The 14,110-nt window shown below is 73.6% G+C and carries 12 protein-coding genes; 4 read left to right on the top strand and 8 right to left on the bottom strand.

Annotation, left to right across the window (positions count from 1 at the left end; translation table 11 throughout):
* Positions 1-47 precede the first annotated feature (47 nt).
* The 3 genes from ACZ6EG_RS12985 to ACZ6EG_RS12975 all read right to left on the bottom strand — a co-directional run bounded on the left by ACZ6EG_RS12985 (position 48) and on the right by ACZ6EG_RS12975 (position 4,103).
* Positions 48-1,886, bottom strand: coding sequence for a gamma-glutamyltransferase family protein (locus ACZ6EG_RS12985; RefSeq protein ID WP_469604142.1), 1,839 nt, complete (start codon positions 1,884-1,886; stop codon positions 48-50).
* Positions 1,887-2,201: 315 nt separating this feature from the next.
* Positions 2,202-2,669 (bottom strand): ATP-binding protein, encoded by a 468-nt coding sequence (locus ACZ6EG_RS12980; protein ID WP_469604140.1) that lies wholly within the window; start codon positions 2,667-2,669, stop codon positions 2,202-2,204.
* Between the two features lie 225 nt (positions 2,670-2,894).
* Positions 2,895-4,103 carry a PP2C family protein-serine/threonine phosphatase gene (locus tag ACZ6EG_RS12975; protein WP_469604338.1) on the bottom strand — a complete coding sequence of 403 codons (1,209 nt, stop codon included), beginning with the start codon at positions 4,101-4,103 and terminating at the stop codon, positions 2,895-2,897.
* Between the two features lie 293 nt (positions 4,104-4,396).
* Here ACZ6EG_RS12975 and ACZ6EG_RS12970 point away from each other — a divergent pair, with 293 nt between their 5' ends.
* Positions 4,397-5,461, top strand: coding sequence for a lipoate--protein ligase family protein (locus ACZ6EG_RS12970; RefSeq protein ID WP_391968395.1), 1,065 nt, complete (start codon positions 4,397-4,399; stop codon positions 5,459-5,461).
* Between the two features lie 8 nt (positions 5,462-5,469).
* Here the strand turns inward: ACZ6EG_RS12970 and ACZ6EG_RS12965 are convergent, their stop codons facing one another.
* Together ACZ6EG_RS12965 and ACZ6EG_RS12960 are read right to left on the bottom strand one after the other, a co-directional pair.
* A complete protein-coding gene (locus ACZ6EG_RS12965) occupies positions 5,470-6,150 on the bottom strand; it encodes a response regulator (protein ID WP_469604137.1) in 681 nt (226 codons plus the stop codon).
* The gene (locus tag ACZ6EG_RS12960) at positions 6,147-7,259 is read right to left on the bottom strand and encodes a sensor histidine kinase (protein WP_469604134.1); all 1,113 of its coding nucleotides are present in this window, start codon (positions 7,257-7,259) and stop codon (positions 6,147-6,149) included. The genes ACZ6EG_RS12965 and ACZ6EG_RS12960 overlap by 4 nt, the downstream gene beginning before the upstream one ends.
* A gap of 167 nt (positions 7,260-7,426) precedes the next feature.
* Here ACZ6EG_RS12960 and ACZ6EG_RS12955 point away from each other — a divergent pair, with 167 nt between their 5' ends.
* The 3 genes from ACZ6EG_RS12955 (at position 7,427) to ACZ6EG_RS12945 (ending at position 9,931) form a co-directional block, all read left to right on the top strand.
* Positions 7,427-8,458 (top strand): carboxymuconolactone decarboxylase family protein, encoded by a 1,032-nt coding sequence (locus ACZ6EG_RS12955; RefSeq protein ID WP_469604131.1) that lies wholly within the window; start codon positions 7,427-7,429, stop codon positions 8,456-8,458.
* Entirely contained in the window at positions 8,455-9,108 is a 654-nt protein-coding gene (locus tag ACZ6EG_RS12950; RefSeq protein WP_391968399.1) for a class I SAM-dependent methyltransferase, read from the top strand. Before ACZ6EG_RS12955 ends, ACZ6EG_RS12950 begins: the two co-directional genes overlap by 4 nt.
* A gap of 166 nt (positions 9,109-9,274) precedes the next feature.
* Complete coding sequence (locus ACZ6EG_RS12945) at positions 9,275-9,931, top strand: hypothetical protein (protein ID WP_469604128.1); 657 nt, start codon at positions 9,275-9,277, stop codon at positions 9,929-9,931.
* Here the strand turns inward: ACZ6EG_RS12945 and ACZ6EG_RS12940 are convergent.
* The 3 genes from ACZ6EG_RS12940 to hydA form a co-directional block, all read right to left on the bottom strand.
* Positions 9,928-11,478 (bottom strand): NCS1 family nucleobase:cation symporter-1, encoded by a 1,551-nt coding sequence (locus tag ACZ6EG_RS12940; protein WP_391968401.1) that lies wholly within the window; start codon positions 11,476-11,478, stop codon positions 9,928-9,930. The genes ACZ6EG_RS12945 and ACZ6EG_RS12940 overlap by 4 nt on opposite strands.
* Positions 11,479-11,588: 110 nt before the next feature.
* On the bottom strand, positions 11,589-12,608 hold the full coding sequence (locus ACZ6EG_RS12935; protein ID WP_469604125.1) for a TIGR03842 family LLM class F420-dependent oxidoreductase: 1,020 nt from the start codon (positions 12,606-12,608) through the stop codon (positions 11,589-11,591).
* Positions 12,609-12,618: 10 nt separating this feature from the next.
* Positions 12,619-14,022, bottom strand: coding sequence for a dihydropyrimidinase (gene hydA / locus ACZ6EG_RS12930; protein ID WP_458419545.1), 1,404 nt, complete (start codon positions 14,020-14,022; stop codon positions 12,619-12,621).
* Positions 14,023-14,110 lie beyond the last annotated feature (88 nt).

The following is a 14,110-nucleotide window of genomic DNA, read 5'->3' as shown; positions in this document are numbered from 1 at the left end:
CCGGGTGGTGGATTCCAGGTGGAATCGGGGCGAACACCCGGCTCCGGTCAGCGGCCGACCGCGTACCCCTGCATCCCGCGCGGGTTCGCCGCCGCCGACAGCACACCCGTCCGCGGGTCCCGCGCGACGGCGCACAACCGTCCCTCCGACCAGGCCTCGCCGACCGTCACGTCGTGACCGCGGCGCCTCAGCTCCTCGACGACCTCCGTCGGCATGCGCGACTCCACGGTGACGCTTCCGGCGCGCATGCCGCGCGGGAAGAACGACCCGGGGAAGCTGTCGTTGTGCCAGTTCGGCGCGTCTATCGCGCCCTGGAGGTCGAGGCCGCCGCGGACCGGGGCGCGCAGCGCGACCGCCAGCAGGAAGTGCAGTTGCCACTGGTCCTGCTGGTCGCCTCCGGGCGTGCCGAAGGCCATGACGGGCACCCCGTCACGCAGGGCGATGGAGGGCGTGAGCGTGGTGCGCGGCCGGCGGCCCGGCGTGAGCGTGTTCGGCAGGCCGTCCTCCAGCCAGGTCATCTGGAGCCGGGTGCCGAGCGGGAAGCCCAGTTCGGGCACGACGGGGTTGGACTGGAGCCAGCCGCCGCTGGGCGTGGCCGAGATCATGTTGCCCCAGCGGTCGACGATGTCGATGTGGCAGGTGTCTCCGCGGGTGCCCCCGTCGGCGGCGACGTCGGGTTCGCCCGGCACCGGGGAGGCCGGGCTCTTGGCGACCGTCGGCTCCCCGACCCCCGGCGCGTCGAGGCCCTCGCCCTCCACGGCCGCCACGCGCGCGTGGGCGCTGAGCCGCGGTACCCGCCCGCCCGGGCTGCCCGGACGCAGCTCGAAGGACGCCTGCTCGCCGACGAGCGCCCGCCGGTCCGCGTTGTACCGCGGCGACAGCAGGTCGTCGAGCGGCACCCCGTCCGCACCGTCCGCGTCGCCGTACCAGGCCTCCCGGTCGGCCATGGCGAGCTTGCAGCCCTCGACCAGCAGGTGGACGTAGTCGGCGGTGCCGTGGGCGGGCAGTTCGGGCGGGAGCAGGGCCAGTTGCTGGAGCAGGACGGGGCCCTGGCTCCACGGGCCCGCCTTGCACACCGTCCAGCCGTTCCAGTCGTACGTCGCCGGTGCCTCGTAGGCGGCGGACCAGCCGGCGAGGTCGGCGGCCGTCAGGGTGCCGGTGTGGCGCTCGCCGCTGGTGTCCAGGGTGGGCCGCCCGGCCTGCCGGACCAGGGCCTCGGCGACGAAGCCGGTGCGCCACACCTCCCGTGCCGCGTCGATCTGCGCCTCCCTGTCCCCCTCGCCGGCCGTCTCCGCGAGCAGCCGCTTCCAGGTGGCGGCGAGGGCGGGGTTGCGGAACGGCTCACCGGGGCGGGGCGGACGCCCGTGCGGCAGGTAGACCTCGGCCGAGGAGGTCCACTCCGTCTCGAAGAGTTCCCGCACGGTCTCGACGGTCTCCGTGAGGCGTTCGACGGGCGGGTGCCCGTGCTCGGCGTACCCGATGGCGTACTTCAGCACGTCGGCCGGGGACTTGGTGCCGTGGTCGCGCAGCAGGAGCAGCCAGGCGTCGAAGGCACCGGGCACGGCGGCGGCGAGCGGCCCGGTGCCGGGGACGAGGTCCAGCCCGAGCCCCCGGTAGTGCGCGACCGTCGCCCCGGCCGGCGCGACTCCCTGCCCGCACAGGACCCGCACCTCGCCGCCCGCGGGGGCGAGCAGCATCGGCACCTCGCCGGCCGGACCGTTGAGGTGCGGCTCCACGACGTGCAGCACGAAGGCACCGGCGACGGCGGCGTCGTAGGCGTTGCCTCCGTCCTCCAGCACCGCCATGGCCGACTGGGAGGCCAGCCAGTGGGTGGAGGACACCATGCCGAAGGTGCCGTTCAGGGTGGGACGAGTCGTGAATCGCATGTCTGACCTCGGTGTTCGGATACGTCGGTGAGCCAGTGCGGCAGCGGGGTCCGCCGCGGGGAACGGACGGTGGCCCGTCTCCCCCTCGCGGCCCTTCGGCGTCCGCCGACCGGACCGGAGGGGCGATCTCCCCCACCGCCGCGCGCGGCGCCGCTGGGCGTACCCGACCGACGCTATCCCTCGGGAGCGGGCCGGCTGAACGCCCGGTCAGGTACCGGCGGGCCTCCTCCCCGCCGCCCCGCGAGCGTCACCCCCCCACCGGCTCCGGCTCCGGCTCCGGCTCCGCGAGCATCGGCCCCCATCGGCTCCGCGAGGTCAGGCCCTGACCGGCTCCCCGGGTGCCTCGGACAGGGCGATCCGGGCCGTGATGCGCTTGCCGGTCGGCTCCTGTTCGATGAGCAGGGCCTCGGTGACGGCCTTGACGATCTCCAGGCCGTGCTGGCCGATCCTGGCGGGATCGGCGGGCCGGGCGGCCGGAACGGTGGGGTCGCTGTCCCGCACGACGATGTCCACGCGACCGGTGGTGATGCTCAGCTCCAGCAGGACGGGCCCCGGGGCGTACTTGCGGGCGTTGGTGACGAGTTCACTGACGACCAGTTGGGTCAGGTCCCGCGCACGCGCCGTGACCGGCAGGTGGTGGTCTGCGCGGGCCCGGTCCAGGAAGGCTTTGGCGTGGTTCCGGGCGTCCGCGATGCAGCCGTCGTCCCCGCCCAGGGCGAACCCCGCGCGCATCAGGTACTCGTTCGCTCCCGCACGGCCGCCGCCGCCGGCATGGGATCCCACAGGCATCGCCCTCATTCCCCGTTCACCCGCGCACCTGTACCCGCGATGCGGTCACCTATGCCACGGCGGTGTCGTCCGGTCGCCGCGCGGCCGCGTCCGGCCGGGCGACGGAGCCGCGGGCTCCGCGCGCGCCCCTGACCGGGAGCAAGAGTAGACGCCGTCGAGGCGACGGCGTCTGACAGCGGGACGCCGGGCCGGCCGGGCGCCGCCGGCTCGGGGCGCACCTCACCGGGGGTCGGGCGTGTCGGCGTCGCTGCCGCGGCGGCCCCTCCGGCGGCTGCCGTGCCAGTCCAGAACCAGTGTGGTCGCGTCGTCGAGCAGCGAACCCCCGCACGCCTCGTGAACCGCCGCGGTCAGGGCCCGGACCACTTCGCGGGGGTGCTCGTCGCGGGTGGCGTGGATGAGGGCCGGCAGGTCGACCGCGGCCGCCGCGCGGTCGTGCATACCGTCGGTGATCAGCACCAGGCGGTCCCCCGGCTCCAGGCTCAGCCGCTGCACCTGGTACCTGATGGGAGCGGGCACCCCGAACGGCATGTTGACCTTCAGGGGCAGCTCCTCCACGCGGTCGCCGCGCAACCGCAGGGGCCAGGGGTGGCCTGCGTTGACCAGCTCGCACTCGCCGGTCTCCAACTTGATCCGCAGCAGCTGTCCGGTGGTCATGCCCCGCGCATGGCTGGTGATCGCCTGATGGGCGGCGTGCGCCTGGTCGAGGAGCCCGCGCCCGGCGCGGCGCGCTCCGCGCAGCGCGTTGACGGTCAGTGTGGCGAGCAGCGCGGAGGCGGTGTCGTGCCCCATCGCGTCGGTGATCGACAGGTGCAGGACGTCCTGGTCGACGGCGTAGTCGTAGGTGTCGCCGCCGATGTCGTCGGCCGGGACCAACCCGCCGACCAGGGTGAACTGCTCCGCCTCGCAGCAGGCGGCCGACGGCAGCAGCTGGTGCTGGATCTCCGCGGCCAGGGACATGGACGTGGTGCGGCGGCAGCAGTGGTACAGGTCGGTGAAGCGGCGGTCGGTGACCACGATGTACGCGAGCGCGTGCGCGGCCTGGCACACCGCGTCGCGGACCGTGTCGTCCGCGTACGGCACCACCAGGTCCAGTACGCCGACGCAGTCGCCGCGGTTGGTCACCGGCGCCACCAGCCGGCAGCCGCCCTCGCCGTCGTCCTCCTGGTGCAGGCGCTGGGAGCGCAGAACCCTGTCGTACACGCTCCCCGCCAGCTCGAGTCTCTCCGGCTCACCGCGCTCCTGGTCCGGGGTACCGGCTCTGGGCAGCCGCAGGGCTTCCCGCCCGAGCATGTCGAGGAACAGGAAGGACACCTCCCTGGCCGAGAACCGCTTCTCCAGGTTCCGGGCCACCACGTCGACCGACTCCACCGGCGCGGCTCCCTCCGCCGCACGCAACACCTCGTCCAGGCCCAAGCCTTCACCGTTCAGCACAGGTACCTCCCCGGTCTATCCACATCGATTGCCCGGCGACCTGCACCTACACGCGTCCGCCTGTCGAGTGGCGGGAGTCCGACGCGGTGAGCCCCACCCGTGTCGCCGTCGGTGCGGGGAGTGTTCCTTTCCGATCACTGACGGACAGGTTCGACACCCGCGAACGGCTCCCTGGGGCACGAGCCCGTCGTGGGCGCGCGTTAGGGTGCCGGAGGAAGTATGTGCGCGTCTGTCCGATGTCCGAGCGACCGGCTCACGACCCGTGCCGCGCGCGGAAGGGAACGAAAGCCGTGCATGGCGAGTACAAGATCCCCGGCGGCAAGCTGGTCGTCGTGGACGTGGAGTCCGAGCAGGGCGTGCTGCGGCAGGTGCGCGTGGCGGGCGACTTCTTCCTGGAACCGGACGAGGCCCTGGACGCCGTGAACGGCGCGCTGGAGGGCGCCCCGGCGGACACCGACGCGGCGGGACTGGCCGCGCGGATCGACGCGGCGCTGCCCGAGGGCACCGTGATGTACGGGCTGACCTCGGAGGGCGTCGGTGTCGCCGTGCGCCGGGCCCTCGCGCACGCCACGGACTGGACGGACTACGACTGGCAGCTGATCCACGAGGGCCCGCAGTCCCCGGCCCTGCACATGGCCCTGGACGAGGTGCTCACCGCCGAGGTCGCCGCGGGCCGCCGTCCGCCGACGCTGCGGGTGTGGGAGTGGGGTGCCCCGGCGGTGATCATCGGCAGTTTCCAGTCGCTGCGCAACGAGGTGGACGCGGAAGGCGCCGCACGTCACGGCATCGAGGTGGTGCGCCGGATCTCCGGCGGCGGCGCGATGTTCGTGGAGCCCGGCAACACGATCACCTACTCGCTGTCCGTGCCGGAGGCGCTGGTGCAGGGCCTGTCCTTCCAGGACAGCTACGCCTACCTCGACGACTGGGTGCTCGGCGCGCTCGGCGAGATGGGGATCCGTGCCTGGTACCAGCCGCTGAACGACATCGCCACGGACCAGGGCAAGATCGCGGGCGCCGCGCAGAAGCGCGTCGTGGGGCCGGGCGGCGGGCCCGGCGCCGTGCTGCACCACGTGACCATGTCGTACGACATCGACGCCGACAAGATGCTGGAGGTGCTGCGCATCGGGCGGGAGAAGCTGTCCGACAAGGGCACCAGGAGCGCGCGGAAGCGGGTCGATCCGCTGCGCCGGCAGACCGGGCTGGCGCGCGAGGCGGTGATCGAACGGATGATCGGCTCGTTCGGCGGCCGCTACGGACTCGCCCGGGGCAAGGTGACCGACGAGGAACTGGCCCGGGCGCACGAACTGGCGGTCACCAAGTTCGGCTCCGACGCGTGGACGGCGCGGGTGCCCTAGGCCCACGGCTACGGGGCGGGCCGGCGGCGCGCCTCCACCAGGCCCGACTCGTACGCGAACACCACCAGTTGCGCCCGGTCCCGGGCGGCCAGCTTGGTCATCGCCCGGCTGACGTGCGTCTTGGCGGTCAGCGGGCTGATGACCATGTGCGCGGCGATCTCCTCGTTGCTCAGGCCCCGGGCGGCCAGCGCGGTCACCTCGCGTTCGCGGCGGGTGAGCCGGTCCAGTCCGGGGGCGGTGGCCCGGTCCGGGGGCCGGGCGACGAACTCGCCGATCAGGGTGCGGGTGACCGACGGTGAGAGCAGGGCCTCGCCGCGCGCCACCACCTCGATGGCCTGGAGCAGGTCGGCGGGCTCGGTGTCCTTCAGGAGGAAGCCGCTCGCCCCGGCCCGCAGGGCCTCGAAGACGTACTCGTCCAGCCCGTAGTTGGTCAGGACGACCACGCGGACGGCGGCGAGGGCCGGGTCGGCGGCGATGTGCCGGGTCGCCTCGATGCCCGACATCACCGGCATCTGCACGTCCATCAGGGCCACGTCGGGCACCCGCGCCCGTACCAGTGCCACGCCCTGCTCGCCGTCCGCCGCCTCCCCGACCACCTCGACGCCCTCCTCGGCGTCGAGGAGGGCCCGGAAACCGGCGCGCATCAGCGCCTGGTCGTCGACGAGCGCCACCCGTACGACCTCGCTCATCCCGTCTCCCCCAGCGGCAGCCGGGCCCGCACCGAGAAGCCGCCCTGCGCGCGGGGGGCGGCGAGCAGGGTGCCGCCGAGGGCCGTCACGCGTTCCCGCATACCGGTCAGGCCTGTGCCCGGGGCCGGCGGGTGGGCCGGGTCGGCGGTCCCGTCGTCGTCGACGCCTATCGTCAGCTCGCCCTCGTGCCACGTGCCGTAGTCGATGCGGACCGTCACCTTCGCCGGTCCCGCGTGCCGCGCCGCGTTGGTGAGGGCCTCCTGGACGATGCGGTAGGCGGCCCGGTCGACGGCGTGCGGCAGCGTGCGCTCGTCGCCGGTGACCGTCAGACCGACGGCCAGACCGGCCGTGCGGGCCCGCTCGACGAGCAGGGCCGGGGTACCGGTGGGCTCGTCGGCGCGCAGCACCTGGAGGGCGGAGCGCAGTTCGCGCATCGCCTCGCCGCCGGCCTCCTGGATGGCGAGCAGCGCGGGCGGCACCTCCTCGCCGCGCTTGCGGGCCAGGTGGACGGCGACGCCCGCCTGGAGTTTGACGATGGAGATGCTGTGCGTGAGCGAGTCGTGCAACTCCCGGGCGATCCTGAGGCGCTCCTCCCCGGCCCGGCGCAGGGCCGCCTCCTCCCGGGTGCGTTCCGCCTCCAGGGCACGCTGTTCGCTCTGCCGCAGGTACGCCTGCCAGTTCCGGTCGGCGAGCCCGGTCACCACCGCGCACAGGAACCAGCCGGCGAGCAGTCCGGCCCGCTCGGCCGCCTCCTGGGTCCCGGGGCCGGTCGCCACGTACCCGGCCAGGAACACCGCGCCGCCGACCGCGGCGATGCCCCGGTGGCCGACCCGGGCCGCGGTGTGCACGGCGCCCAGGACGGGCAGGGCGGAGAGCGGCCCGGGGTGGGCGTGCACGACGTACGCCGTGCCGAGGACGGTGGCGACGGCCAGCACCGCGCGCGGGGCGGTGCGGTGGAACGCGAGGGAGGCCGAGGCCGCGGCGATCAACGCGTGGTCGGCGGCGGTCGTGTCCGCGTCGAACGCGGCGACGGTCATGCCCAGGGCGCCGACCACGGCCGCGAGGACCGCGTCGGCGAGCCGTCCGCGGTCGATCTGACGCCCACTCATGCCCGCACCCTAGACGGCCGCGCCGACGGCCGCGTCCACCCTGTGGAGGGCGTGCGCACTACTCCCGGTGGCGTAGTGGCCGACCGGAGCGTTCCCCGGCGGCGCAGCGCCGACCGCATCCGGCGGTACGACGACCGCGGATGCCCGCGTGGCGCAGTCTGCCGTACATGCCCACACCCTTCCGTCACACCGAACCGATCCCGCCCAAGGCGGCCACCGGCCGCGTCGCGGAGATCTACGAGCAGATCACCCGGGACTTCGGGATTCCCGAGCCCGCTCCCTTCGTGGTCCTCTCCTCCGCCCCCGAACTGCTCGCCCCCGCCTGGGCGTTGATGCGCGAGTCCCTGATCGCCGGCCCCGGCGGCCGGACCGGCAAGGAGGTCGCCGCCTTCGGGGTGTCGCAGGCCAACAGGTGCCGCTTCTGCGTGGACGCGCACACCATGCTGCTGCACGCCACCGGCGACCACGCCCTCGCCGAACGCCTCGCCCGGGGGCAGGAGCCGCAGGACGAGAGGCACGCGCGCGTGCTGGAGTGGGCGCGGCGCACCCGGGTCCCGGGGGCCGTGCGGGAGCCGTACCCGTTCCCGCGCGAGGAGACGCCCGGCTACCTGGGCACGGCGCTGTCCTTCCACTTCATCAACCGCGTGGTGTCCGCGCTGGTCACCGAGAGCGTGCTCCCGGGCGACGCCCAGCGGCTGCGTCCGGTACGGAGTCTGGCGGGCCGGTCGCTGTCCCGCGCGGTGCGCCGGACCGCCGTGCCGGGCGCCGCGCTGCCGCTGCTCGACGGACCCGCTTCCGGCCCGGGGCCCCGGTGGGCGGCGGGCACTCCGGTCGGTCCGGCCTACGTGGCGCTGCGCACCGCCGCCATGAGGGGCGCCGGCCTCCTCGACGCCGACGACCGGGTCCTGGTGCGGCGGACCCTGCGTGACTGGGACGGGTCGCACCCGCCGCTCACCCCCGACGTGTTCCCCGGCCGGCGGGAACGGCCCGGCGCCCGGCTGGCGCTGCTGGCCGCGCTCGCGCCGTACCGCGTCACGGCCGAGGACGTCGCGGCCTGGCGCCGGCCCGAGCACACCGACCACTGCCTGGTGCACCTCGTCGCGTACGGCGCGTTCGCCGCCGTGGACCGCGTGGAGGCCTCCCTGTCCGCACCCGGCATCCACTCCCCCGCCCCGCACACCACCCAGGAGACCTCATGACGCTCGCCGCCGACCCCCGTCAGACCGAGACGTGGAACGGCCCCGTCGGCCGCCACTGGGCCGCCCACCGAGCCCGCTGCGACGCGATGCCGGCGGGAGTGAACGACACCCGGATCGCGAACGCGGCGTACGAGTGCGCCGACGCGCAGACGCGTCCCTTCCCGGCCGGAGGGTACGACGTGGTGCTCAGCCGTGGCGGTGTGATGTTCTTCGCCGATCACGCCGCCGCCTTCCGGAACCTGGCGCGGGCCTTGCGGCCGGGGGGCCGGCTCGCGTTCGTCTGCCCGCGGCCGCCGGAACCGCACTCGGACGAGGGCCGGGGGCTCGCCCTGTTCGCGCGGCTGGTCGACGCGGAGCCCGGCCCGGAGCAGGTCGCCGCGCGGACGGCGATGGCCTCGCTGTCGGACCCGGACCGCATCCGGGAGGTCCTCACCGGTGACGAGGAGGTGGCCGTCACCCCGGTCACCGTCGAGGCGGTCTGGGGCCGGGACGTGCCGGACGCGGTCGAGTTCCTGCTGTCACGCGTCCCGGGCGGCGCGCTCCCCGCCTCCAGGCTGCCCGAGCTGGAGGAGGCACTGCGCCCGTTCGCCACCGGCACCGGGGTGCGGTCGCGGGCCGGCGTGCGGCGGGTGACGGCCGTACGCCCCTGACCGCTCCCGCCGCCGCTGCCGTGCCCGGCGGAGGGCTCCCGCCCGTCTGCGTCACCGCGCGGGCACGGTCCGAGTTCGCCCTTCCGCCCCACGGGGACTCGTGTGAGACTGGCGTCCCGTCCGCAGTGCGGACCCTCTCCGCACCGTCCCCCACGAGAAGTGCGCCGTGCGTCCTCTTCCTCTGCCGCTCGCCCTGACCGCGCGTCTGGCGCCGGTCGCCGTGCTCGCCACGGCCGGCTGGGCGCTGTCGTCCGGACCCGACACGACGCCGGCCGCCCGGGACCGGGCGACCCCGTCCCCCGCGGAACGGTCCGCCTCCGCCCCGGCGACACAGGCGGTGACGAGGACGTACACCGCCGCCCCCGCGCCCTGCGAGAGCGTGGCCGACAAGTCGGTCGGCTCGCTGGTGCCGGGTGCGAAGGCGGCCGGCAAGGAGATCCCGTCGACCGACAGCAAGGTGCGCCGCACCTGCTCCTGGAACGCGCTGAAGGGCTACGAGTACCGCTGGCTGGACGTCTCCTTCGAGGTGATGGCCTCGGACGAGGCGGCGCGGAAGTCGTACGAGGAACGGGTCGCCGACCGCGAGGGCGGCGGTGAGGTCCCCGGGCTCGGTGACACGGCCTACTCGGTGGTGGACCTCACCACCGAGGACAAGCAGCAGACGCGCGAGGGCACCGTGCTGGTCCGGGCGTCCAACGCCCTGGTGATGATCACGTACAACGGCAGCGACTTCGAGTCGAAGAAGGCGCCCAGCACGGACGAGATCAACAAGGGGGCCATCAAGGCGGCCAGGGAGGCACTGGCCGCCTTGACGGACGGCTAGGGCCGGGGCCCGCCCCCCGCGGCGCCCCTGTCCGGCCGGGTGGCGGGCAACAGCATGAGCGCCAGGTACAGCACCAGGGAGGTGCCGAGTCCCACGGCCCAGCCGTAGTCGGCCAGGGGTTCCAGGAACGGCACGGGCCGGCCGTCGATCAACGGGTGGAAGTCGGCGCCGCCGATGGCCAGGACGCCGCCGACGACCAGGGCGGCGACCGCCCGCCAGTTCCATCCGGCGTCGTACCAGTAGCGTCCGCCGGCGCGGTACAGGTCGACCAGGTCGAGACGGGCGCGGCGCAGGATCCAGTAGTCCGCGACGAGGATGCCGGCGACCGTGCCGAGCAGTCCGCCGACCAGGCCGAGCCAGGTGAAGATGTAGCCCTCGGGGTCGGAGTACAGCTTCCACGGGAAGATCAGCACCGCGAGGACGCAGGTGATGAGCGCCCCGGCCCGGAAGGTCACCCTGCGCGGCGCGACGTTGGAGAAGTCGAAGGCCGGTGACACCAGGTTGGCCGCGATGTTCACGGACAGGGTGGCGACCAGGACGGTGACGAGGGCGAAGAGCAGCCCCACCGCGTTGTCCGTCTTGGCGGCGAGTTTCACCGGGTCCCAGATCGGCTCCCCGTACACCGCCTGCGAGCCGGAGGTGACCATCACGGACAGGAAGGCGAACAAGGTCATGGTGGTCGGCAGCCCCAGGGCCTGCCCACGGGTCTGCGCCTTCTGGCTCTTCCCGTAGCGGGTGAAGTCCGGGATGTTCAGGGACAGCGTGGACCAGAAGCCGATCATGCCCATCAGGGAGGGCCAGAACAGCTTCCAGAAGTCGCCGCCCCAGCCCAGCCTGGAGGGCTGGTCGAGGAGCGGGCCGAAGCCGCCCGCCTTGTCGGCCATCCACCACAGCATCACGAACGCGCCGACCAGGACGAAGGGCGCCGCCCAGTTCTCGAAGCGACGGATCGTCTCCATGCCCCGGTAGATGATCGCGACCTGGATCGCCCAGAAGATCGCGAAGGACAGCCACATCGTCCAGGCGTACCCACCGACCGTCGCCGCGTCCGTCCAGCCGTCGCCGATCAGCTTTCCGGCCAGGAAGTAGATCGCCTCGCCGCCGATCCAGGTCTGGATGCCGAACCAGCCGCACGCCACGAGCGCCCGCACCACGGCGGGCAGGTTGGCGCCGCGGATGCCGAAGGAGGCGCGGGCGAAGACCGGGAAGGGGATGCCGTACTTGGGGCCCGCGTGCCCGGTGAGCAGCATCGGGACGAGCACGACGACGTTGGCCAGGGCGATGGTGAGCACCGCCTGCTTCCAGTCCATGCCCACGGCGATCAGGCCGGACGCCAGGGTCCAGGAGGCCGTGTTGTGGGCCATGCCGACCCACAGTGCGGAGAAGTTGTACGTGGTCCAGGTGCGCTTGCCGACGGGGACCGGCAGCAGGTCCTCGTTGGCGTACGGGCCGCTCGGCGGCGGGGAGCCCGGGGCGAGCTCCACGCGCCCGTCGGGGAGGGTGACTTGGCCGGACGGCGGTATCGCCGGGGGCGCGGTGTCGGTCATGGGCAGGCCAATCGTGCGGCGGGACGGGAGAGGCCGTGCGGGAGGTGCCGAGGGGTGCGCGGATGTGCCCCGTCTCTCCCCCGGGCGGGGAAGGGGAGACGGGGGGCGGGTCAGGTGGTGAGGGCCGGGATGACGTGCGTGCCGTAGGCGTCGATCACGGTTTCCTGGGCGTCGTGCATGTCGTAGAGGGCGAACTGGTCGACGCCGAGGGCCCGCAGGGCCTTCAGCTTCTCGATGTGCCGGTCGGCCGGGCCGATCAGGCAGAACCGGTCGACGATCTCGTCGGGCACGAACCGGGTGTCAGGGTTGCCGCTGCGCCCGTGGTGCGCGTAGTCGTAGCCCTGCCGGGCCTTGATGTAGTCGGTGAGTTCTTCGGGCACGGCGGCGGAGTGCGCGCCGTACTTGTCCACGAGGTCGGCCACGTGGTTGCCGACCATGCCGCCGAACCAGCGGCACTGTTCGCGCGCGTGGGCGAGCGCCTCGGGCGAGTCGTCGGCGGTGACGTAGGCGGGGCCTGCGACGCAGACCGTCACCTCGGACGGGTCGCGCCCGGCGGCGACGGCGGCGTCCTTGACGGTCCTGACCATGTACTCGGTGAGGTAGAGGTCGGCGAGCTGGAGGATGAAGCCGTCGGCCTGTTCGCCGGTCATCTTCAGGGCCTTCGGGCCGTACGCGGCCATCCACACGGGCAGTTCGGCGCCGGGCCGGATCCAGGGGAACCTGACGACGGTGCCGCCGAGGTCGGCCTCCTCGCCGCGGGCCAGCGCGCGGATGACCTTCATCGCGTCGCTGATGCGGGCGAGGGTGTTGGGGCTGCGGCCGGCGACGCGCATCGCGGAGTCGCCGCGACCGATGCCGCAGACGGTGCGGTTGCCGAACATGTCGTTGAGGGTGGCGAAGGTGGAGGCGGTCACCTCCCAGGTGCGGGTGCCGGGGTTGGTGACCATCGGGCCGACCTTGAGCGTCGTGGTGCCCGCCAGGATCTGGCTGTAGATCACGAACGGCTCCTGCCACAGCACGGCGGAGTCGAAGGTCCAGCCGTAGCGGAAGCCGTTCCGCTCGGCCCGTTGCATCAGGCTGACGACACGGGAGGCGGGCGGGTCGGTCTGGAGGACGAGTCCGAAGTCCATGCGCGGGCTCCTAGCTGAGGTACTGGCAGGTGGAGCGCGGGGTGTACACACCGTGGCCCTTGCGTCCGGTGTACTCCCGGTCGGTGAGCACCGGTTCGCCGCGCGAGAGCACCGTCTCCACCCGGCCGGTGATCCGCCGGCCCTCGTACGCCGAGTAGTCGACGTTCATGTGATGGGTCTCGGCGGAGATGACCTGCTCGGCCCGCGGGTCGTAGACCACGACGTCGGCGTCGGCGCCGGGCGCGATGGTGCCCTTCTTCGGGTAGAGGCCGAACATGCGGGCCGGGGTGGCGCAGGCGATCTCGATCCAGCGGCGGCGGCTGATGTGCCCGTCGACCACGGCCTGGTGGAGCAGGTCCATGCGGTGCTCGACGCCCGGCATGCCGTTGGGGATCTTGGAGAAGTCGCCGCGTCCCAGCTCCTTCTGGCCGCTGAAGCAGAAGGGGCAGTGGTCGGTGGAGACGACCTGGAGGTCGTTGGTCCGCAGGCCCCGCCACAGGGCCGCCTGGTGCTCGCGCGGGCGCAGCGGAGTGCTGCACACGTACTTGGCGCCCTCGAAGCCGGGTTCCGCGAGGTTGTCGGTGGACAGGAAGAGGTACTGCGGGCAGGTCTCGCCGAAGACGTTCAGTCCCTCGTCGCGGGCCCGGGTCAGCTCGGCCACCGCTTCCCGCGCCGACACGTGCACGACGTACAGCGGCGCGCCGGCCACCTGGGCGAGCCGGATGGCGCGGTGCGTCGCCTCGGCCTCCAGCAGGGCCTTGCGGACCTCGCCGTGGTAGCGGGGGGCGGTCTCGCCGCGGGCGAGGGCCTGCTCCACCAGGACGTCGATCGCGATGCCGTTCTCGGCGTGCATCATGATCAGTCCGCCGTTCTCGGCGGCGCGCTGCATGGCGCGGAGGATCTGGCCGTCGTCGGAGTAGAAGACGCCCGGGTACGCCATGAACTGCTTGAACGACGTCACCCCCTCCTCCACCAGGAGGTCCATCTCCTTGAGCGTGTCCTGGTTCACGTCGGAGACGATCATGTGGAAGCCGTAGTCGATGGCGCAGTTTCCCTCGGCCTTGGCGTGCCAGGCGTCCAGGCCCTCGCGCAGGGAGCGGCCGACGCTCTGGACGGCGAAGTCGACGACGGTGGTCGTGCCGCCCCACGCGGCGGCCCGGGTGCCGGTCTCGAAGGTGTCCGCGGCGTAGGTGCCGCCGAACGGCATCTCCATGTGGGTGTGTCCGTCGACGCCGCCCGGGACGACGTACTTGCCGCTCGCGTCGATCACCCGCTCTGCGGAGAAGGCTCCGGCGGCGGGGGTGCCGCTCGCGGCGAGGGCGGCGACGCGGCCGTCCTCGATCAGGACGTCGGCGTGGATCTCGTCGGACGCGGTGATGACAAGGCCACCGCGGATGACGGTACGGCTGCTCATGCTGCCTCCTCCTGTGAAGGGCCCGCCGGCCGGGGCGCCGCGTGCACGTCGCCGGGGCCGCGGGCACGGGCCGGTCGAGCCGGTCCGC

It is taken from the genome of Streptomyces sp. NPDC041968 (assembly GCF_055589025.1).
This window is presented reverse-complemented; position numbering and strand designations above follow the sequence as displayed.

Bases quoted from the DNA above. Each gene is read 5' to 3' on its own strand.
- ACZ6EG_RS12985 (WP_469604142.1), bottom strand. From the start codon at position 1,886: ATGCGATTCACGACTCGTCCCACCCTGAACGGCACCTTCGGCATGGTG.
- ACZ6EG_RS12965 (WP_469604137.1), bottom strand. From the start codon at position 6,150: ATGAGCGAGGTCGTACGGGTGGCGCTCGTCGACGACCAGGCGCTGATG.
- ACZ6EG_RS12960 (WP_469604134.1), bottom strand. From the start codon at position 7,259: ATGAGTGGGCGTCAGATCGACCGCGGACGGCTCGCCGACGCGGTCCTC.
- ACZ6EG_RS12955 (WP_469604131.1), top strand. From the start codon at position 7,427: ATGCCCACACCCTTCCGTCACACCGAACCGATCCCGCCCAAGGCGGCC.
- ACZ6EG_RS12950 (WP_391968399.1), top strand. From the start codon at position 8,455: ATGACGCTCGCCGCCGACCCCCGTCAGACCGAGACGTGGAACGGCCCC.
- ACZ6EG_RS12940 (WP_391968401.1), bottom strand. From the start codon at position 11,478: ATGACCGACACCGCGCCCCCGGCGATACCGCCGTCCGGCCAAGTCACC.
- ACZ6EG_RS12935 (WP_469604125.1), bottom strand. From the start codon at position 12,608: ATGGACTTCGGACTCGTCCTCCAGACCGACCCGCCCGCCTCCCGTGTC.
- hydA (WP_458419545.1), bottom strand. From the start codon at position 14,022: ATGAGCAGCCGTACCGTCATCCGCGGTGGCCTTGTCATCACCGCGTCC.